General features: G+C 68.2%; 14 protein-coding genes and 3 pseudogenes. 11 read left to right on the top strand and 6 right to left on the bottom strand.

Annotated elements, in window-relative coordinates; translation table 11 throughout:
• Window positions 1-27 precede the first annotated feature (27 nt).
• Window positions 28-705 carry an ACT domain-containing protein gene (locus BN3906_RS01140; RefSeq protein WP_066583083.1) on the bottom strand — a complete coding sequence of 226 codons (678 nt, stop codon included), beginning with the start codon at window positions 703-705 and terminating at the stop codon, window positions 28-30.
• 163 nt (window positions 706-868) lie between these two features.
• Between BN3906_RS01140 and gatC the strand changes: the two genes are divergently transcribed.
• The 8 genes from gatC to pntB all read left to right on the top strand — a co-directional run bounded on the left by gatC (window position 869) and on the right by pntB (window position 10,973).
• The gene (gene gatC, locus BN3906_RS01135) at window positions 869-1,174 is read left to right on the top strand and encodes an Asp-tRNA(Asn)/Glu-tRNA(Gln) amidotransferase subunit GatC (RefSeq protein WP_066585735.1); all 306 of its coding nucleotides are present in this window, start codon (window positions 869-871) and stop codon (window positions 1,172-1,174) included.
• 52 nt (window positions 1,175-1,226) lie between these two features.
• A complete protein-coding gene (gene gatA, locus BN3906_RS01130; protein WP_066585732.1) occupies window positions 1,227-2,723 on the top strand; it encodes an Asp-tRNA(Asn)/Glu-tRNA(Gln) amidotransferase subunit GatA in 1,497 nt (498 codons plus the stop codon).
• 64 nt (window positions 2,724-2,787) lie between these two features.
• Window positions 2,788-3,459 carry an NUDIX domain-containing protein gene (locus BN3906_RS01125; RefSeq protein WP_066585730.1) on the top strand — a complete coding sequence of 224 codons (672 nt, stop codon included), beginning with the start codon at window positions 2,788-2,790 and terminating at the stop codon, window positions 3,457-3,459.
• A gap of 99 nt (window positions 3,460-3,558) precedes the next feature.
• Window positions 3,559-5,049: an MFS transporter gene (locus BN3906_RS01120; RefSeq protein ID WP_066583082.1), complete on the top strand. Its 1,491-nt coding sequence runs from the start codon at window positions 3,559-3,561 to the stop codon at window positions 5,047-5,049.
• 10 nt (window positions 5,050-5,059) lie between these two features.
• Complete coding sequence (locus tag BN3906_RS01115) at window positions 5,060-6,088, top strand: ATP-dependent 6-phosphofructokinase (RefSeq protein WP_066583080.1); 1,029 nt, start codon at window positions 5,060-5,062, stop codon at window positions 6,086-6,088.
• Window positions 6,089-6,163: 75 nt separating this feature from the next.
• The gene (gene gatB / locus BN3906_RS01110) at window positions 6,164-7,681 is read left to right on the top strand and encodes an Asp-tRNA(Asn)/Glu-tRNA(Gln) amidotransferase subunit GatB (protein ID WP_066585728.1); all 1,518 of its coding nucleotides are present in this window, start codon (window positions 6,164-6,166) and stop codon (window positions 7,679-7,681) included.
• 245 nt (window positions 7,682-7,926) lie between these two features.
• On the top strand, window positions 7,927-9,465 hold the full coding sequence (locus BN3906_RS01105) for a Re/Si-specific NAD(P)(+) transhydrogenase subunit alpha (protein ID WP_066583078.1): 1,539 nt from the start codon (window positions 7,927-7,929) through the stop codon (window positions 9,463-9,465).
• Entirely contained in the window at window positions 9,465-10,973 is a 1,509-nt protein-coding gene (gene pntB, locus BN3906_RS01100) for a Re/Si-specific NAD(P)(+) transhydrogenase subunit beta (RefSeq protein ID WP_066583077.1), read from the top strand. Before BN3906_RS01105 ends, pntB begins: the two co-directional genes overlap by 1 nt.
• 46 nt (window positions 10,974-11,019) lie before the next feature.
• Here the strand turns inward: pntB and BN3906_RS01095 are convergent, their stop codons facing one another.
• Entirely contained in the window at window positions 11,020-12,102 is a 1,083-nt protein-coding gene (locus BN3906_RS01095) for a glutathione S-transferase family protein (RefSeq protein ID WP_066583075.1), read from the bottom strand.
• Between the two features lie 177 nt (window positions 12,103-12,279).
• On the opposite strand from BN3906_RS01095, the gene BN3906_RS01090 reads away from it, so the two are divergent.
• Window positions 12,280-13,596 carry a DoxX family membrane protein gene (locus BN3906_RS01090; protein WP_147592687.1) on the top strand — a complete coding sequence of 439 codons (1,317 nt, stop codon included), beginning with the start codon at window positions 12,280-12,282 and terminating at the stop codon, window positions 13,594-13,596.
• A gap of 55 nt (window positions 13,597-13,651) precedes the next feature.
• Here the strand turns inward: BN3906_RS01090 and BN3906_RS01085 are convergent, their stop codons facing one another.
• Complete coding sequence (locus BN3906_RS01085) at window positions 13,652-13,945, bottom strand: LysE/ArgO family amino acid transporter (RefSeq protein ID WP_078057018.1); 294 nt, start codon at window positions 13,943-13,945, stop codon at window positions 13,652-13,654.
• Between the two features lie 373 nt (window positions 13,946-14,318).
• Window positions 14,319-14,597: pseudogene (locus tag BN3906_RS01080) on the bottom strand (LysE family transporter); the annotation flags it as partial.
• Between the two features lie 16 nt (window positions 14,598-14,613).
• On the opposite strand from BN3906_RS01080, the gene BN3906_RS01075 reads away from it, so the two are divergent.
• Window positions 14,614-15,474, top strand: coding sequence for an ArgP/LysG family DNA-binding transcriptional regulator (locus BN3906_RS01075; RefSeq protein ID WP_066585725.1), 861 nt, complete (start codon window positions 14,614-14,616; stop codon window positions 15,472-15,474).
• On the opposite strand, the pseudogene BN3906_RS01070 reads toward BN3906_RS01075, so the two are convergent.
• Both BN3906_RS01070 and BN3906_RS01065 read right to left on the bottom strand, forming a co-directional pair.
• Window positions 15,431-16,408: pseudogene (locus tag BN3906_RS01070) on the bottom strand (ATP-binding cassette domain-containing protein); the annotation flags it as partial. The gene BN3906_RS01075 and the pseudogene BN3906_RS01070 sit on opposite strands and share 44 nt — an antisense overlap.
• A gap of 680 nt (window positions 16,409-17,088) precedes the next feature.
• A pseudogene (locus BN3906_RS01065) lies at window positions 17,089-18,432 on the bottom strand (excinuclease ABC subunit UvrA); the annotation flags it as partial.
• An 81-nt stretch (window positions 18,433-18,513) separates the two neighbouring features.
• Between BN3906_RS01065 and BN3906_RS01060 the strand changes: the two are divergent.
• On the top strand, window positions 18,514-19,260 hold the full coding sequence (locus tag BN3906_RS01060) for an SDR family oxidoreductase (RefSeq protein ID WP_066583072.1): 747 nt from the start codon (window positions 18,514-18,516) through the stop codon (window positions 19,258-19,260).
• Window positions 19,261-19,274: the final 14 nt, after the last annotated feature.

Here is a 19,274-nt window from a genome sequence, read left to right as displayed (position 1 = left end):
CGGGAGGCGTGAGCGGTGGGCGGGTACCTACGCCAGCAGTGCGCCGAGGATGAAGCCCAGCTCTCCGAGGTGGTCGATCTCCGAGAGCAGGAAGTCGGGGCCCCCGGGCCGTCCGATCACCATGATCAGGTCCGTCCCGTCGAGGGGGGTGGCGGCGAGTGCCGAGTCCATGACCGTCCAGGATTCCGGGACCCAGGTGTCCCGGTCGGTCAGCGCGCGGGCCTGGGTCACCGGCGTCGCCTCCAGGGTGCGTCCGTCGTCCCCGGGGGCGGAGGAGGACGCCGCGACCCGGCGCACCGCGACCTGACCCGTGGCGTCGGTGACCGATTCGAGGACGACGACCCACTGCACCGACATGGTCTTCGGAAGTTTGTCGAGCAGGGACGCCAGACTCTCCGACCGGTGGGCCCGCCGTCGTGCGACCCCGGCGAGCAGACTGATCTGCCCCCTGCGGTCGACGGTGCCGGAGAAGGGACGGATCGAGTCGACGTAGACGCCGTCGACCTCCTGCGCGGCGCTGATGAGCGCATCGGCGAGGCGTCCGGGGGGAAGGTCGACGACGATGTCGTCGACGACCGTGCCGTCGGGGTCGTGTTCGACGACATCGACGGTCCGGATGTCACCGTCGACGCTCCCGAGGGTCGCGGCGATCCTGCCCAGGGTTCCGGGGACGTCGGGCAGCCGTACGCGCATCAGGTAGGACAAGGCAGACCTCGGGGTGGAGAGTAGGGGACGGGTTCAACAGGCCGATTGTAGCGAACCTCTGCCCGCCCCGGTCGGTGAATCCCCGGTGCCCCGTGTCCTGCCGCGGGTGCTGTCCGACTACAGTGACTCGGGTACAGGAACACTCACCAGAAAGGGATCCCCCGTGTCAGAGATCTCCCGTGACGAGGTCGCGCACCTCGCCAGGCTCTCCCGTCTCGCACTGACGGAGGAGGAGCTCACCCATTTCGCAGAGCAGATCGACGGGATCGTCGCCACTGTCGCGGCCGTCGAGGAGGTGGACACCGACGGGGTCGCACCGTTGAGCCACCCCACCCAGAACGTCGACGGTGACGTCTCCGTGATGCGTGAGGACGTTCCGGAGACCCTGCTCACCGCGGCCCAGGCGCTCGACCAGGCTCCGAAGCAGGCACGGGGCAGGTTCCAGGTTCCCCGGATCCTCGGTGAGTAGTGCCGGGCGGGGACCAGACGTGACCACCGAGGACCGACAGGAGACAGAAGACATGACCGATACAGCACTCGTCGGCTCCCACGACGATTCCGACCTCACCACCTGGACCGCCGCCGAGCTGGCGGAGAAGATCCGGGACAGGGAGGTCAGTTCGGTGGAGGTGACCCGTGCCCACCTCGACCGGATCCGGGCCGTCGACGCTGACGTGCACGCCTTCCTCCACGTGGGGGAGGACGCCGCGGTCGCCGCGGCGGAACAGGTGGACAGGGACATCGCCTCGGGGACCGTGGCGTCCCCCCTGGCAGGTGTGCCGCTGGCGCTCAAGGACGTCTTCGTCACCACGGACGCCCCGACCACCTGCGCCTCGAAGATTCTCGAGGGTTACATGAGCCCCTATGACGCCACGGTGACGAAGAAGCTCCGTGCGGCGGGGATCCCGATCCTCGGCAAGACCAACATGGACGAGTTCGCGATGGGGTCGTCCACCGAGAACTCCGCGTACGGTCCCACCCACAATCCGTGGGACCTGACACGCACCGCGGGAGGCTCCGGCGGCGGTTCCGCTGCCGCTCTGGCCTCAGGCATGGCACCGTTGGGCATCGGCACCGACACCGGCGGTTCCATCCGTCAGCCGGCGGCTCTGACGGCCACGGTCGGTGTGAAGCCGACCTACGGCACGGTCTCCAGGTACGGTCTGGTCGCCTGCGCCTCCTCCCTGGACCAGGGAGGGCCGACGGGGCGCACCGTACTGGACACCGCACTGCTGCACGAGGTCATCGCCGGACACGACCGCTTCGATGCGACGAGTTCACAGCGGCCGGTCGCACCGGTCGTCGAGGCGGCCCGACAGGGTGCCTCGGGTGACCTCACCGGCGTGACCGTGGGCGTGGTGAAGCAGCTGGAGGAGGTCCGCGGGCTGCAGGCCGGCGTGGAGGAGAGCTACCGTGCTTCGCTGGCGCAGCTGGAGCGCCAGGGTGCCACGGTCGTCGAGGTGGACTGCCCGAGCTTCGACTACGCACTGAACGCCTACTACCTCATCCTGCCCTGTGAGGTCAGCTCCAACCTCGCCCGTTTCGACGGCATGCGCTACGGGCAGCGTCGCGGGGACGACGGTCACCACTCCGCTGACGAGGTCATGGCGATCACCCGCGCGGAGGGGTTCGGCCCGGAGGTGAAGCGCCGTATCATCCTGGGAACCTACGCACTGTCGGTGGGCTACTACGACGCCTACTACATCAAGGCCCAGCGGGTACGTAACCTCATCGCGCAGGACTTCGCGAAGGCTTTCTCCCGGGTTGACGTGCTCGTCTCCCCGGTCACCCCGACCACGGCGTTCGCGCTCGGTGAGAAGGCCGACGATCCGCTGGCCATGTACCTGTTCGACCTGTGCACCCTGCCGCTGAACCTGGCGGGTGTGTGCGGGATGTCCGTGCCGGGACCGCTGGCCTCCGACACCGGACTGCCGGTGGGTCTGCAGATCATGGGCCCGGCACACGGGGATGACCGGCTGTACCGGGTCGGTGCCGCCTACGAGGCCGGCCGGGCCTGAAGGTCTGCCGGACCCGTGTGCGTGCCGGCTTCCTGTGCCGGCTTCCGCGGGTACCCTGGCAGTCATGGCTGAACAGGTGATCCACGGTGACGGTTGGGCCGTGGGCGTGGACGGGATCCGCAGGTGGGGAACTCTCGGTGCTGCCGGGCTCTTCCTCACGACCGTCGAAGACGGGGTGACCCTGCTGCTCGTCCAGCACCGGGCCATGTGGACGAACTTCGGCGGGACCTGGGGGATTCCCGGTGGTGCGGTGGACGTGGGTGAGACGGTCACTGAGGCAGCGCTGCGGGAGACCATGGAGGAGACGGGGGTGGACCCTGCGGATGTGCAGGTCACCGGGTCGGTCGTGACTGCCCGGGTCGCGCTCGACCATGTGCTGCGGCGTGTTCCCCTGACCGGCGACGAGCTCGCACTGGCTGCCCCGGTCACCACTGCCGTGAGCGGCGGTGCGGGGCTCTACGACGCTCTGAGGGATCATCCCGTGACTCACCCGGACACCGGGAACCGGCTGGTTGCCACCATTGACGGGGAACTGTGCTGGGAGGTCCCGGACAGTTCTGTGACCGAGTGGACCTACACCACGGTCACCGGGACCGCCCGCCGGGCGTTGACCCTGACCCCCACGGCGGAGAGCACGGACCTGGCATGGTGCCCGATCGACGAGGTCTCCGAACTACGGCTGCTTCCGCCTTTCAGGGAGGCGCTGCCCGGTCTGCGTGCCCGCATCGGGAAGTGACGCCTCCGGACCCCGCGGTGACGGACCCCGGTACCGGACCGGAATCATCCTGACAGGGATCTGCCGCAGGGGGCGGGGAGTGTGGCAGACTGTCCCTCTGTGACTGACGCCGAACATGTGACCGACACCCGGTATCCGCAACTTCCCCTGCCGGAACCTGCGGCGTGGAAGGCGCTTCTGGCGTTGTGCACGGGTTTCTTCATGATCCTGCTCGACCAGACGATCGTGGCGGTGGCGACACCGGACTTCCAGGAGCATCTGGGGGCCGACTACAACCAGGTCATCTGGGTCACCTCGGTCTACCTGCTGACCTTCGCGGTCCCCCTGCTGGTCACCGGCCGTCTCGGTGACAGGTTCGGCCCGAAGAACGTGTACTGCGTGGGGATGGTGGTCTTCACGCTGTCGTCGTTGTGGTGCGGTCTGTCGGAGAACGTCGGGCAGCTCATCGCCGCCCGTGCCGTGCAGGGACTCGGTGCGGCCCTGCTGACACCCCAGACGATGGCGGTGATCAACCGGGTCTTCGCCCGGGAGCGCCGGGGCGCGGCGATGGGTGCGTGGGGTGCGACGGCGAGCCTGTCCACCCTGACAGGCCCGGTACTGGGCGGGGTGATCACCGAGTACGTCGGGTGGGAGTGGATCTTCTTCGTGAACGTGCCCATCGGGGTCCTCTCCGTGATCGCGGTGATGGTCTGGGTACCGGCGATACGTACCAGCTCCCGGCGGATCGACCCGCTTTCGGTCCTGTTGTCGATGGTGTCGGTGTTCCTTCTCGTCTTCGCCCTGCAGCAGGGCGAGAAAGAGCACTGGACCTGGTGGATCTGGATCATGGTCGCTGTGGCCGTGCTGCTGTTCGCGGCCTTCGTACGCCAGCAGGTGGTCGCTGAATCGGCCGGCCGGGATCCGCTGATGCCGTTGAGCCTGTTCGAAGTGAGGAACTTCACCCTGGGAAATATAGGTATCACGGCGATGGGGTTTGCCGTGGCGTCCATCCCCCTGCCGATCACCATGTACTACCAGCAGGTCCACGGTCTCAGTCCGCTGGGCGCGGGCCTGATGATGATCCCGCAGGCCGCGACGTCCCTGGTGCTCTCCCCCCTGGTCGGCCGGCTCAGCGACAGGTACAGTGCCCGCAGGTTCGGCGCCTTCGGCTTCACCGTGCTCGCGGCGTCCATCGTGGGCATGACGGTGGTCATGTCCACCGGGGTCAGCCATTACTGGACCGTCGTCGCTCTCGTGGGCCTGGGTGTGGGCAACTCCTTCGTCTGGGCACCTAACTCCGCGTCGACGATGCGCGACCTGTCCCCGCACCAGATGGGTGTGGGGTCCGGGGTGTACAACCAGACCCGGCAGCTGGGGTCGGTGCTGGGTACCGCGGGAGTGGGCGCGGTCATGCAGTGGCGGCTCACGGTCACCGATCCCGGGTCCGCGTTCGGCCAGGCGATACTCCTCGCCGCCGGTGTCATCCTCGTGGGAACCGTCACCTCACTGATGTCCCGGGACACCTACGGCGTGTCCGGGGACCGGCGGGTTCCGGCCGGCCGGGACGACCGGCGGGCGGACGGGCGGGCGGACACGGGGACCGCCCGCTAGTCTGGGTGCCATGCGCATCGCGACTCTGACCAGTGGCGGGGACTGCCCCGGCCTCAACGCCGTCATCCGGGCCGTGGTCCGAACCGCGGCGGGCCACGGCGCGACCGTCGTGGGGTACGAGGACGGCTGGCAGGGCCTGGTGGAGGACCGCAGAGTCCAGCTCTACGACGACGAGGACATCGACCGTATCCTCACCCGCGGCGGAACCGTCCTCGGTACCGGTCGGATGCCGGTCGACGAATTCACCGGCGCTGTGGACCGGGTGAAAGCGAACCTGTCGGACGCCGGGATCGACGCCCTGGTCGTCATCGGAGGGGAAGGCACGCTCAAGGGCGGCAGGTTCCTGCACATGCACGGTGTGCCTGTCGTCGGGGTACCCAAGACCATCGACAACGACGTCAACGCCACCGACTACACCTTCGGTTTCGATTCTGCGGTGGCGGTCGCCACGGATGCGATCGACCGGCTGCACACCACGGCGGAGTCCCACGACAGGGTGATGATCGTGGAGGTGATGGGCCGCCACGTCGGCTGGATCGCCCTGCACGCCGGAATGGCAGGGGGAGCCCACGACATTCTCATCCCCGAGCACCCCTTCGACATCGAGGACGTGTGCACCAGGATGGCCCGCAGGTTCCAGATGGGGGAGAAGTACGGCATCATCGTCGTCGCCGAGGGCGCGGTGCCCGCCGAGGGGACCCTGGAGATGGCCGAACGTGAGGTGGACCAGTACGGTCACGAGAAGTTCGGCAACATCGGTGCGCTCATCGCGCACGAGATCCAGAACCGGTTGGACGCCGATGTCCGGTCGACGGTCCTGGGGCACGTGCAGAGGGGCGGGACGCCGACCGCATTCGACCGGGTGCTCGCCACCCGCTACGGGGTGCACGCCACCAAGGCGGCGCTGAGGGGCGAGTTCGGCACTGTCGTGGCGTTGCGGGGTGAGGCGGTCAGCCTGGTCTCCTTCGATGACGCGGTGGGTTCGCTCAAGGTGGTTCCGGACCACCGGTGGGAGAGCGCGCTGTCCCTGCTCGGGTGACTGCGGAAGGGGTTCCGGGGCGTCCGGCCGGCCTGTCGGTGGCCGCCTCGGCGCAGCCAACTAGGATGGGTGACCATGACTGCCGTGGTGAACGATTACTCCGATGACGTTATGGACTTCGACGAGGTCCTCGAGCACTTCGACCCGGTGATGGGCATGGAGGTCCACGTCGAGCTCCTGACCCGGTCCAAGATGTTCTCGACCTCCTCCGCTGAATTCGGTGACGAGCCGAACAGCAACGTGGACCCGGTGTGCCTCGGACTTCCGGGAGCCCTGCCGGTGGTGAACCGGCAGGGTGTGGAATGGGCCATCAAGATCGGACTGGCCCTGAACTGCGAGATCGCCCCGTACTCCCGGTTCGCCCGGAAGAACTACTTCTACCCGGACCAGCCGAAGAACTACCAGATCTCCCAGTACGACGAGCCCATCGCCCATGACGGCTGGCTCGACATCGTCCTCGACGACGGCACCCCGTGGCGCATCGAGATCGAACGTGCTCACATGGAGGAGGACACCGCCAAGCTGACCCACCTCGGCGGGGCGGACGGCCGTATCCACGGGGCCACGGCGTCACTGGTGGACGCCAACCGTGCGGGCATTCCCCTCATCGAGATCGTGACGAAGCCGATCGAGGGCGCGGGAGCGCGTGCGCCCGAGGTCGCCAGGGCATATGTCACCGCACTGCGTGAACTGGTCAAGGCTCTGGGCGTCTCCGACGTGCGCATGGACCAGGGTTCCATGCGGGTGGACTCCAACCTGTCCCTGCGCCCGGTCGGTACCGAGGAGTTCGGAACCCGTACCGAGACAAAGAACATCAACTCCCTGAAGTCCGTCGAGCAGGCGGTGCGTTTCGAGATGCAGCGGCAGGCTGCCTGCCTGGTCAACGGCGTCGAGATCATCCAGGAGACCCGTCACTACCAGGAGACCGACGGCACCACGGCGAAGGGGCGTCCGAAGGAGACCATGGCGGACTACCGCTACTTCAACGACCCCGACCTTCCTCCCGTGCTTGCTCCGGCGGAGTGGGTCGAGGAGATCCGCGCGACCCTGCCGGAGATGCCCTGGGTCCGGCGTGCCCGCATCCAGGAGGAGTGGTCTCTGCGGGACGAGGAGATGCGGGACCTGGTCAACGCCGGCGCCCTGGACCTCATCATCGCCACCGTCGAGGCCGGGGCCTCACCGGCGGAGGCCCGCAGCTGGTGGGTCGCCTACCTGGCGCAGAAGGCCAATGAGGCGGGTACCGATCTCGAGGGGCTGGCGATCACCCCCGGACAGGTCGCCCGGGTCGTGGCCCTCATCGGTGAAGGAAAGCTGACCAACAAGCTTGCCCGGCAGGCGGTCGACGGTGTCCTGGCGGGGGAGGGGGACGTCGACGAGGTCGTCGCCGACCGGGGCCTGGAGGTCGTCAGGGACGACGGTGCGATCGAGAAGGCAGTCGATGACGCCCTCGCCGCCAACCCCGACATCGTCGAAAAGTACCGGGCGGGCAACCACAAGGTCACCGGTGCCATTGTCGGTGCGGTGATGAAGGCCACCCGTGGCAAGGCGGACCCTGCCCAGGTGAACAAGCTCATCGCGGCCCGGCTGGGCTAGGGGCGGCGCCCGGGGGGTCTCAGACGTTGCGGGGGGTTCCCGGGGGTGGTGTCGTCAACGTCACGGCGAACTTCACCCGGAAATCGGTGACTCCCGTCAGACAGGTGGGCATACTGGGGTTGACGTCTACAGACGTGACCCTAAAAGACCGGTCCGTCATGAGCGCCCGACGCGGCCGGCCTCCCAACAGTGTGCCGGTTTCGTCGGGTCCGTGACGGCCGAAACCGCTCCAGAGGAGCTCTCCGTTGCTTATCGGCATTCCACGGGAACAGCAGACACTGGTCGCAGCAACCCCCGACACGGTCGGCAAGCTCAGGAAACTGGGCTATGACGTCGCCGTGCAGTCGGGGGCAGGTGGCCGGGCGAACTACCCCGACAGTCAGTACGAGACCGCCGGCGCACAGATCGTCGGCGACGATGTCTGGTCCACCGCCGACATCCTCATCACCGTGGACACCCCGTCCGCGGACCAGCTCGAATCCATGAAGCCGCAGTCGACGCTCATTTCGCGTCTGGCCCCGGGGCGTCACAGTGAACTGGTCGACAAACTCGCCTCCCTCAACATCACGGCGATGGCGATGGACACCGTCCCGCGTATCAGCCGGGCCCAGGCGATGGACGTCCTCAGCTCTCAGGCGAACGTGGGCGGCTACCGTGCCGTCATCGAAGCGGCCAACGCCTTCGGCCGGTTGTTCACCGGCCAGGTCACCGCCGCGGGCAAGGTTCCCCCGGCAACGGTGTACGTCATCGGTACCGGAGTCGCCGGGCTGGCGGCGATCGGCACCGCCAACTCACTGGGTGCGGTGGTCAAGGCCACCGACCTGAGGCCTGAGACCGCCGAACAGGTCGAGTCCATGGGCGCCGAGTTCGTCGCGATCCCGACCGCGGCAGAGAAGTCGGATGACGGTTACGCCAGGGAGATGACCCAGGACCAGGCGGCCGCGGCGGCGAAACTCTACGCCGAGCAGGCGGCCCTGGCGGACATCGTCATCACCACCGCGAACATTCCCGGCAGAAAGTCCCCGGTCCTGCTCACAGCGGCCGACGTGGCAGCGATGAAGCCAGGCTCGGTGATCGTCGACATGGCCGCTGCCAACGGCGGCAACTGTGAGCTGACGGTCCCCGGTGAGGTCACGACCACGGACAACGGTGTGACCGTCATCGGGTACACGGACCTCGCAGGACGCCTGCCCGCCCAGTCCTCCCAGCTTTACGGCCAGAACATCGTCAACCTGTTCAAGCTGATCACCCCGGACAAGGACGGGACGCCGGTCCTCGACTTCGACGACGAGATCATCCGCGGTATCACGGTCACCCACGCCACGGCGTCAGGGACCGACATCCTGTGGCCCCCGCCACCGGTGAAGGTCTCCGCCGCACCCGCCACCCCGGCACCACCGGCACAGGACGCCACGGCGTCCTCTCCCGGTGAGGAGAAGTCCGGGTCGGGACTGTGGTGGAAGGCCGCGGCCGCTGTACTGGGCGTCGCTCTCGTCCTGGTCAGCCCCCTGTCGGTGACGACGAACTACATGATCCTCATGCTCGCCGTGGTCGTCGGCTTCTACGTCATCACCGCGGTCACCCACTCGCTGCACACACCGCTGATGAGTGAGACCAATGCGATCTCGGGGATCATTCTCGTGGGTGCGGTTCTGCAGGTCGGTTCCTCGAACATCGCGATCGCGGTGCTCGCGTTCGTCGCCATCGTGGTCGCCTCGGTCAATATCTTCGGTGGCTTCGCGGTCACCCGCCGTATGCTCGCCATGTTCCAGGGAGGTAACTGATGCAGAGTCTGACATTCGCCGCCGCCACCGTGGCGACGGGCTCCGGGGTGTCCCAGGATCTCCAGGACTGGACCGACCGGATCACCACACTCGCCTACCTCGTCGCGGCGCTGCTGTTCATCCTCGCGCTGGCGGGACTGTCACGGCAGCAGTCGGCGGCCCGCGGAAACTACTTCGGGATCGCAGGTATGGCCATCGCCCTGGTGGCGACGGTCTTCAAGGCTGCGGTGCAGTCCCACGCCGACCCTGACCACTACAATGACGCCTGGGTCACGGTGCTCCTTGTCGCGGTGGCCATGCTCATCGGCGCCGTCATCGGTGTCGCCCGGGCCCGCCGCGTCGAGATGACCGGCATGCCGGAGCTCATCGCGATGCTGCACTGCTTCGTCGGCCTGGCCGCCGTGCTCATCGGCGTCAATTCGTTCATCCACGCCGGAAGCTCGGCAGAGGCCGGATACGAGAAGTTCCACCTCGGCGAGGTCTATCTCGGCATCTTCATCGGTGCGGTGACCTTCACCGGATCGATCATCGCCTACCTCAAACTGTCCGGGAAGATGAAGGGGGCGCCCCTCGCGCTGCCCGGAAGAAACCTGCTGAACCTGGCGATCATCGTCATCACCCTGGTGGGCATGGTCTTCTTCATCCTGACCGGCACCGAAGAGGCTGACAACAAGCCGGTCGCCTGGACGATTCTCGGTGTGATGCTGGTCCTCGCTCTGGCGCTGGGCCTCCACCTTGTCGCCGCCATCGGCGGCGGTGACATGCCGGTCGTGGTCTCGATGCTGAACTCGTACTCCGGTTGGGCGGCTGCCGCCGCCGGTTTCATGCTGGCCAATCCGCTGCTGATCATCACCGGTGCCCTGGTCGGGTCGTCGGGTGCGTACCTGTCGTTCATCATGTGCAAGGCGATGAACCGGTCGTTCATCTCGGTGATCCTCGGCGGGTTCGGTTCAGAGACCACCGCTGGCGGTGACGACCACGACTACGGTGCCCACACGGAGATCACCCCGGAGGAGACCGCGGACCTGCTGCGTCACGCGCACAAGGTCATGATCACCCCCGGTTACGGTATGGCTGTGGCCCAGGCCCAGTACCCGGTCGCCGAACTGGTCCGGAAGCTCCGTGCGGACGGCGTGGACGTCAGCTTCGGTATCCACCCGGTGGCCGGGCGTCTGCCCGGGCACATGAACGTGCTGCTCGCCGAGGCCAAGGTTCCCTATGACATCGTCCATGAGATGGACGAGATCAACGACGACTTCGGTGACGTCGACGTCGTGCTCGTCATCGGTGCGAATGACACGGTCAACCCCATCGCCGAGGAGCCCGGGTCACCTATCGCCGGTATGCCGGTTCTCAAGGTGTGGAACGCCCACCATGTCATTGTGTTCAAGAGGTCGATGGGTGCCGGTTACGCTGGTGTCCAGAATCCCCTGTTCTTCATGGACAACACCGACATGCTTCTGGGGGACGCCAAGCAGTCCGTGGAGAAGATCACGGCAGCCCTGTAGCAGGGGCGGCTGCTGGGCCGGTGATTACCGGTCAGTACCGCTCTGCTCAGGCGAACGCCCCGGCTTCGTCACCGTCCCGGACATCCTCGGGGCGTGGCGCCGCCGGGGCTGTCGCGTCTCCGGCGGCGTTCCGGAACGGCGTTCCGCCGAGCCGCTCCCGGTCGTGCGGGGTGTAGAACGTCGCGGGGTCGGGGCCCACGGCGACGATCCCGGTGGGGTTGATGTCCGTGTGGACCCGGTAGTAGTGCTGTTTGATCTGGTCGAAGTTCACGGTGTCCCCGAACCCGGGGGTCTGGAACAGGTCCCGCAGGTACCCCCAGAGGTTCGGCATGTCGGCGATCCGGTTCCGGTTGCACTTGAAGTGGCCGTGGTAGACGTGGTCGAAGCGCACGAGGGTGGCGAACAGGTAGATGTCGGCCAGGGTCAGCTGCCCGCCGACAAGGTACCGGCGGGTGGAGAGGTGCTCCTCAAGCTCGTCGAGCCGGGCGAACAGTGCCGCGAACGCGGTTTCGTAGGAGCCCTGGTCACCGGCGAAACCGCACCGGTACACGCCGTTGTTGACGGTGCGGAAGTTGATGTCCGCCATCGAGTCGATCTCTGAGCGCAGTTCGACGGGGTAGAGGTCGGGGGCACCGGGCCGGTGCAGTGGTGACCACTGGGTGGCGAAGTCTTTCACGATGGTGCGGAAGTCATTGGTCACCACCGCCTTCGAACTGATCTCGACGAGGGCGGGAACGGTGATCCCTTTGGGGTAGTCGGCGAAACGGTGAAGGTAGCAGTCACGTAGTCGTCCGACGCCGAGCACCGGGTCCACCGAGTCCTCGTCGAGGTCGAAGGTCCACGACTTCCAGTCGTGGGTCGGTCCGCACAGGCCCAGGGACAGTGGTGCCGGACTCCCGGCCGTGGAAGCCTCCGGCGCTGTGTCTGGTCCGGCCTCCGGCCCTGTGTCGAGGCCGACGAGCCGGCGCGTGATGATCGCACGGTGGGCCCAGGGGCAGGCTCTGGAGCCGATGAGCCGGTAGCGGCCCGCTTCCACGGGCCACTGCCGGTCACCGTCGGGGTGCTGCACCACCCTGTCGTCGATGTAGTTCATGTCCCGGTTGTATCCTCCGGCTTCGACGTATCCCACGGCGTCCTCCTTGTGTCGGTCCAGTCAGTGTCCCGCGCAGCCCTCGCAACCCGGGCGGGTGGTGGAGGCGATGTTGTCGTCGCGACATGCGCGGCGGGCTTCCTGCGCGGGTAGGCGTGCCGCCTAGCCTAGGCTGGAGGCAGTGAACAGTGCACCCGGAACCGGAAGGTGGATGCCATGGACAGGCAGCGCGACGGAGTCTTCGGCAAGTCAGGGGACGTCGACGGCGTCGAGGATGTCGACGGGTTCGACGACATCGACGTCCCGGACGCGCCCGGGGACGCGGTCACCCGTGCGGCGGTACCTGACGCCGAAGACAGGACCCCACGGTCCGTCTCCGGCGGTGAGGACGCCCCGGCATCCGACGGTGGTGACGGGGACAGCACGCGTGTCCCCGACGATGTCGCCGGGGACGGGGAGGACACCGACAGGGATGACGCCGGAACGGTCGCCGAACCTGTGGTCGCTCCCCGGCCACGACGCGACATCTACGACGTCGTGGGCCGGGCCAGACCGCAGAAGATCGAGCCCGTGAAACCTGCGGCCGCTCCTGTACCGGCTTCCGCCGGGCAGGACGCCACCGGCAGTCCGGATGAGGGAGCAGAACCCTACGGGCCTTCGGGTGTTCACTCGGGGCGTCCTTCGGACACGGAGAGCACCGAAACCACGGTGTTCCCCGGTACCACGGACGACACCGGCTCTGCCGACAGTGCCACCAGGGTTTTCGCCCCTGCCGGGCCTGTCGACGGTGCCTACGACGACAGTTCCTATGACGCTGATCCCTACCGCGGAAGTGCGGATGCAGGGGCCGGTGCGGTGGACGGGTACGAGGGAGACGGGGGAGATTACGCCACCCGCGAGTACGGGGCACAGGGCTACGCCCCTGCCGGTGCCGCCGGTGTCCCCGGCGGGGACACGGAGTACGGAGTGGACAGTACGGCCAGGGACGACGGGCAGTCGGACGATGTTGTCGCCCCGGTACGCCGCGGGACCCTGGACCTCGGACTGCTGCTCCTGCGCGCCGTCGTCGGTGTCCTCCTGGGGCTCAGGGGGGTGCAGACCCTCTTCACCGTCGGGGGCGACCCCGGTATCGACACGCTTGAGCAGGTTCTCGGCGGCTACGACGCCGCGGCCGTACTCGCACTTGCCCTTCCTGTCGCCGAACTGGTGGGAGGTGCGCTCCTGCTGCTGGGACTGCTGACCCCCTTCGGTGGCGCGGTGGCTGTGGTGTCCGCCGGTTTCATGGCGCTGCACTTCCTGGCGTCTTCGGCGGCGGGTCACTGGCCCTACCAGCTGGACGTCAACGCCCAGGCCTGGGGGTTCCTCGCGCTGGGGGGACTGGTGCTCATCTTGACCGGACCGGGACGCTACGCCGTCGACGGTTCTCGTGGCTGGGCGACGCGCCCTCGTCTGTCCGCCTGGTTGTTCGCCGTCATCGGGGTGGCGGGCGCCGCGGCACTGTGGATCCTGGTCGGCGGCGGAAACCCGCTCTGAGACCACTGTGCCCGCCGCGGCCGTGGCGACCATGGACGTCTGACCGGTCGACCGGTCAGACGGTCTGTGCGAGCCGTGCGGCCATCGCGACCATCACCACCGCGATGCCGAGGTTGAGCCACCGCCAGACCACCGCCCTGGACAGTGGACGGGCGAGGTAGCGGGCACCGTAGCCGACCACGATGAAGAACAGGGTCGACCCGGCCACCGCTCCGACGGTGAAGGCCCACTTCCCGGCGTCCGTGTACTGGTTGGCCATGGACCCGAACACCACCATGCCGTCGACGTACGCCGCAGGGTTGAGGAAGGTCACCGCGAGGGCCGTCGGCAGCGCCGCGAGGGCAGGCATGCGAGCTCCGGTGCGGCGGGTCTGTTCTCTGCTCCGGTTGCGGGCGGGCAGTGTCGCGACCGTCTCTTTCCCTTCTCTTTTTCTCCTTTTGTTGAAACCCCCGGACGCCGCGGGGCCCCGGAACTCGGGCTGCCGCTCCCCCGCGCCCGCGTCGGTGTCCTCCTCGGGGCCCGGGGGGGGGGGGCGTGGTGCCGCCCGGCCCCGACCCCGGTGCGGGAGCAGACGCAGGAGCGCTCGCGGGATCGGTCGCCGTCAGGGGCACCGGAGGGTCTCCGGCGACGGTGGCGGTGGCGTCGATCGGACGGGGGTGCCGGACTCCGTGCAGGCAGGTCGCCGCGAACCACAGGAGATAGGCGACGCCTGCCCACCGCAGAATGTCGAGCAGTACCGGCATCCGTTCGACGACCACCCCGATGCCTGCGGTTCCCGCGGGCAGGAGGATGAGATCGCCGAGGACGCACACCGTGACGACCAGTCCCACGCCCCACCGGCGGGCTCCCTGCCGCAGCAGGACCAGGTTCTGCGGTCCTACGCCGACGACGACCGTGAGCTGGAAGAGCAGGCCTGCGAGTGCGATGCGGATGAATTCGGTGGTCACGTCGGGAAGCCTAGGAAGCCCCCTGTCTGAAGACAAACAAGTGGATCTGAACATGATTAAGATCAACTTCATGATTGCACGTCACATGGATACTCTGCTGATGGTCGTCGACGAGGGGACCTTCGAGGGAGCCGCAGCGCGACTGGGGATCAGCCCCTCGGCGGTCAGCCAGCGGATCAGGGCACTGGAATCGGACGTGGGCCGGGTGGTCGTGAGGCGTACCACGCCGGTCGGTGTGACGGACACCGGGGAGGTCCTCGTCCAGGCGGCCCGGAAAATGCGTCTGCTCGAGGCGGAGACCGGCGACCGGCTGCGTCACCGGGTCAGCGAACGTCCGGTCACGGTGGGGGTGAACGCCGACTCCCTGGGAACCTGGTTCCGGCCCGTGCTCGCGGAGGTGGCCCGGCACGGTGGAATCGGACTGCAGCTCCTGGTCGAGGATGAGCAGCATTCCCTGGAGATGCTCCGGCGCGGCGACGTGATGGGTGTGGTCACCGCCGAGAAGACCCCGGTCCCCGGTTGTGTGGCGGAGACCCTCGGTACCCTACGCTACTGGCCGGTGGGGTCCCCCGGACTGGCACGCCAGCTCTCCGAGACCGGATGGGCGCACCTGCCGACCCTGGTGATCAGCGACCACGACCGGATGACGGACACTGTCCTGCAACTCCACGGGGTCCGGCCCGACCCCGGCCGCCGGGTGTCCCGTATCCCCAGCTTCGAAGGCCTCAACGACGCCGTCACCGCAGGTCTCGGCTGGACGGTCGTCCCTGTTCCGGCGGCCGCACCGTTCGTCGCCGAAGGGACGATGGTGCGTCTCAGCGACGATGTGACGGAAGTACCGCTGTACTGGCAGCGGTGGCGCCTGGAGTCGGAGACCCTCGCCGTGCTCACCGACGCGGTCCATGCAGCGGCGGCGGTGGGACTGGACTGACCCTCAGACTCGGGAGGACGCCGCGAGAGCACGCCCGGTCGCCGTCGCCGCCGACGACCCGGCCACCCTCGGCGCCGGCCCCGGGGCCCAGGTCCACCACCCGGTCGGCCTGCGCCGCGACCCTCATGTCGTGCTCGACGACGACGACCGTGTCACCGGCGTCGACGAGTCTGCACAGTTCGGTGACCAGGAGGTCGACATCAGCAGGGTGCAGGCCTGTGGTGGGCTCATCGAGCAGGTGGACGGTCGGTGTCCTGCGACGGGTGTTGGGGGTGCGTTGCAGTTCGGTGGCCAGTTTGATCCGCTGTGCCTCACCGCCGGACAGTTCCGGTGCACCCTGACCGAGGCGGAGGTAGTCCAGGCCCACGGCGTGCAGGGTCTCCAGTGCCGCGGCGATCCGGGGCTGGTCGGCGAACACCTCCCGGGCCTGGGCGACGGTGAGGCCCAGAATGTCGGCGACCGTGTGACCGTGCCAGGTGACCTCCAGGGTCTCCGGCCGGTAGCGCGCTCCACGACAGTCGGGGCAGACAGTGTAGCTGCCGGGCAGGAAGACCAGCTCAACCTCGATGGTTCCCTCACCGTGGCAGGTCGGGCACTGCCCCTCGGCGACGTTGTAGGAGAACCGGGAGACGGTCCACCCTCGCTGCTGTGCGTCGGGGGTGCGGGCGAACAGTCGACGGACGTGGTCGAACAGTCCGGTGTAGGTGGCGAGGGTGGACCGGGGCGTCCTCCCGATGGGTTTCTGCGTGATGAGGTCGGTGCGCAGCCCGGCCGCTGCCGCCACCTCGGGGAGCACCCCGGTGACGAGAGTGGACTTGCCGGAGCCGGACACTCCGGTGACGACGGTGAACTGGCCCAGTCCGAGCGTGATGTCGACGTCGAGGTTTCGCCGGGTTCCCCGCACCCGCAGCGAACCGGTTGCGGGCCGTGGATCCGCGCACCCGGCCGTGGACGGAACGGCCCGCCACCTGGGTGGCGGAGGGTGCGTCCCCCAACCGCCTGGTGGAACTGGGGGAAGGGGACACCCACGCCGGCAGTACCCCTGTCTCTTATCCACACCTAGATGTGTAGAAGAGACGGGCCCTCGGCGCGGGGGGGGCGGCATCTCCCCCTGCCGAGCTCGGCGCGGGGCGTCCTGCCACGGTCGAGCCACTGGACCCCGGGGCCGGAACACAGGCGGGTTTCCGTGTCCGCTGGTCAGCACCGGCAGGTGGCACAGCACCGGGGGACAACGCAGCCGGTACCGCCACCCTGGACTACCGTGTGGTGGTCCGTCCCTCCGGTACCGAGCCCAAGGCCAAGTTCTACCTGCAGGTCGCCGGGCCGGTGCCTGACGGTGGCGCCGACCGGCGGGTGGACGCCGAGGTCGTCGACGAGGCCCTCGCCGGGCTCACCGCGACAGTCCGCAGGCTGACCGCCCGCTGAGGACGCCTCAGATCCCCTGTCCCCCTGTCCCCGACTAGGAGTCCGATGCCGAGAGTCCCCGCCGCCCAGGGACGCCCCGCAGTGACCTGGGCCCCGTTGGCCCTCACACTTGCCGCCACGGTCGCCCTCGGCGTCCTCGACCCTCCCATGAGAGACCTCTAGGCGTCCCTCGCACGCGAATCGGCCAACCGGTCCGACGTCGATGACATGGTCGGCCGCCGCCACCAGAGACATGTCGTGCTCCACCAGGATGACACTGTTCCCGGCCCGGATGAAACGCCGCACGAGGTCGAGGACCGCCTCCCGTTCGGTGGGGTGCAGGCCGGCCGACGGTTCGTCGAGGACGTAGACCACACCGAAGAGGCCGGAGTGCAACTGGGACGCCAGCCGCAGACGCTGAAGCTCCCCCGCGGACAGTGTGGTGGCGGCCCGGTCCAGGCTGAGGTGGCCCAGTCCCAGGTCGACCGCGGCGGTGAGGGTGGGGGTCAGCTGGTTGAGCAGCAGCCGCTCCGCCTCTGCCGACGCAGGCCCGGCGGTACCGGTCGTACCGGTACCGGCTGTCCCGGTACCGGTGACCCTGTCACACAGATCCTCCAGAGACAGGGCGTTGAGCCGGTCGACGGTGAGTCCCCGCCAGGTGACTTTCAGGGCGTCGGGGATGAGACGGCGCCCACCGCACGCAGGGCAGACCGCGTGCTCCATGAACGACAGCACACGCCTGCGGGTGCTCTCCGACCCGGTGGACGCGAGTGTCTCACGCAGGTACGCGGACACCGAGCGCCAGGTACCCCGGTAGGTGCGCTGAATCTGGTGGGCGCCACGGACAGGGTGCACGGTGACCACGGGGGTCTCGTCGGTGAACAGGATCCACTCCCGTTGGGCGGCGGGCAGCTCCCGCCAGGGCACGTCGGTACGGTAGCCCAGGGTGACGAGGATGTCGTGGAAGTTCTTCCCCTGCCAGGCCCCGGGCCATGCGGCTACGGCACCGTCGTCGATGGAGAGGTCAGGGTCCGGCACCATGGTCCGTTCCGTCGGGGTGTGGACGGTCCCGGTTCCCTGGCAGGTGGGACACATGCCGGCGGCGGTGTTCGGCGAGAAACTGTCGGAGTCCAGGCGTCCCACCCTTCTGCGGAGTTCCGCGGGGTAGTCACCGCAGCGGGAGAAAAGCAGCCGTACCGAGTTCGAGATCGTGGAGATCGTGCCGACCGTCGACCGGGCGGAGGCGCCGGTACGGTTCTGCTCCAGGGCGACCGTGGGCGGCAGGCCGTGGATGGCGGTGACCTGCGGGTCCACGGCGCCGGCGATGAGACGTCGGGCGAACGGGGCGACCGACTCGAGGTAGCGGCGCTGTGCTTCACCGTGGATGGTGCCGAAGGCCAGTGAGGACTTCCCGGAACCGGACACCCCGGTCACCGCGACAAGGGCGTCGCGCGGCAGACTGACGTCGACATGGCGAAGATTGCGCAGGTGGGCGTCCTCGACGGTGATCCGGCCTGTGCTGCTGTGCTCTGTCAGGGGCGCCCGGTCTGTCATGGGGGCCCAGTGTAGGCGTCCACGGGAGGGACGCCCACCTGAACCGGATGTCCGTCCTCCGGTCCGGCTAGGCTGGGAGTCATGGATCTGGGGATAGCAGGACGTTGGGCTCTGGTGTGCGCCTCCAGCAGGGGCCTCGGTTTCGGTTGTGCTGACGCCCTGGCCGGCGAGGGCGTCAACCTTGTGGTGAACGGGCGGGACGCCGCGTCACTGGCGCAGGCGGCGTCCCGTCTGCGGGGCAGGGGAGTTCAGGTGGAGGAGGTCGCCGGTGACGTGACCGACCCCGGGGTGCGGGAGAGGATGCTTGCGGCGGCTCCCCGTGTCGACATCCTCGTCAACAATGCCGGTGGCCCGCCTCCCGGCGACTTCCGCGACTGGGGCGAGGACGACTGGACCGGGGCCCTGAAAGCCAACATGCTCACCGCGGTGGACCTGGTCAGGGCCACGGTGGACGACATGGCGTCCCGTGGCTACGGCAGGGTGGTGAACATCACCTCGGCGTCGGTGAAGTCACCGCTTCCCGGTCTCGGGCTGTCCAACGGTGCCAGGTCGGGGCTCACCGGCTTCATCGCCGGTGTGGCGCGCCAGCCGCAGCTCGCCTCGCGCGGCGTCACCCTGAACAACCTGCTCCCGGGCAGGTTCGACACCGACCGGATCAGGAGACTCTCGGACGGGGTGTTGCCGGAACCGACGGGTATTCCTGCAGGCCGTTTCGGACGCCCCGGGGAGTTCGGGGCGGCCTGCGCCTTCCTCTGCTCGGAACAGGCGGGCTACATCACCGGCCAGAATCTTCTGCTCGACGGCGGGGCGTACCCGGGCACCTTCTGAATCTTCTGGGTCTT

It is taken from the genome of Corynebacterium provencense, assembly GCA_900049755.1.
Taxonomy (GTDB): domain Bacteria; phylum Actinomycetota; class Actinomycetes; order Mycobacteriales; family Mycobacteriaceae; genus Corynebacterium; species Corynebacterium neomassiliense.
Note: the sequence above shows the minus strand (reverse complement) of the source record. Positions and strands in the feature narration are given on the sequence as shown.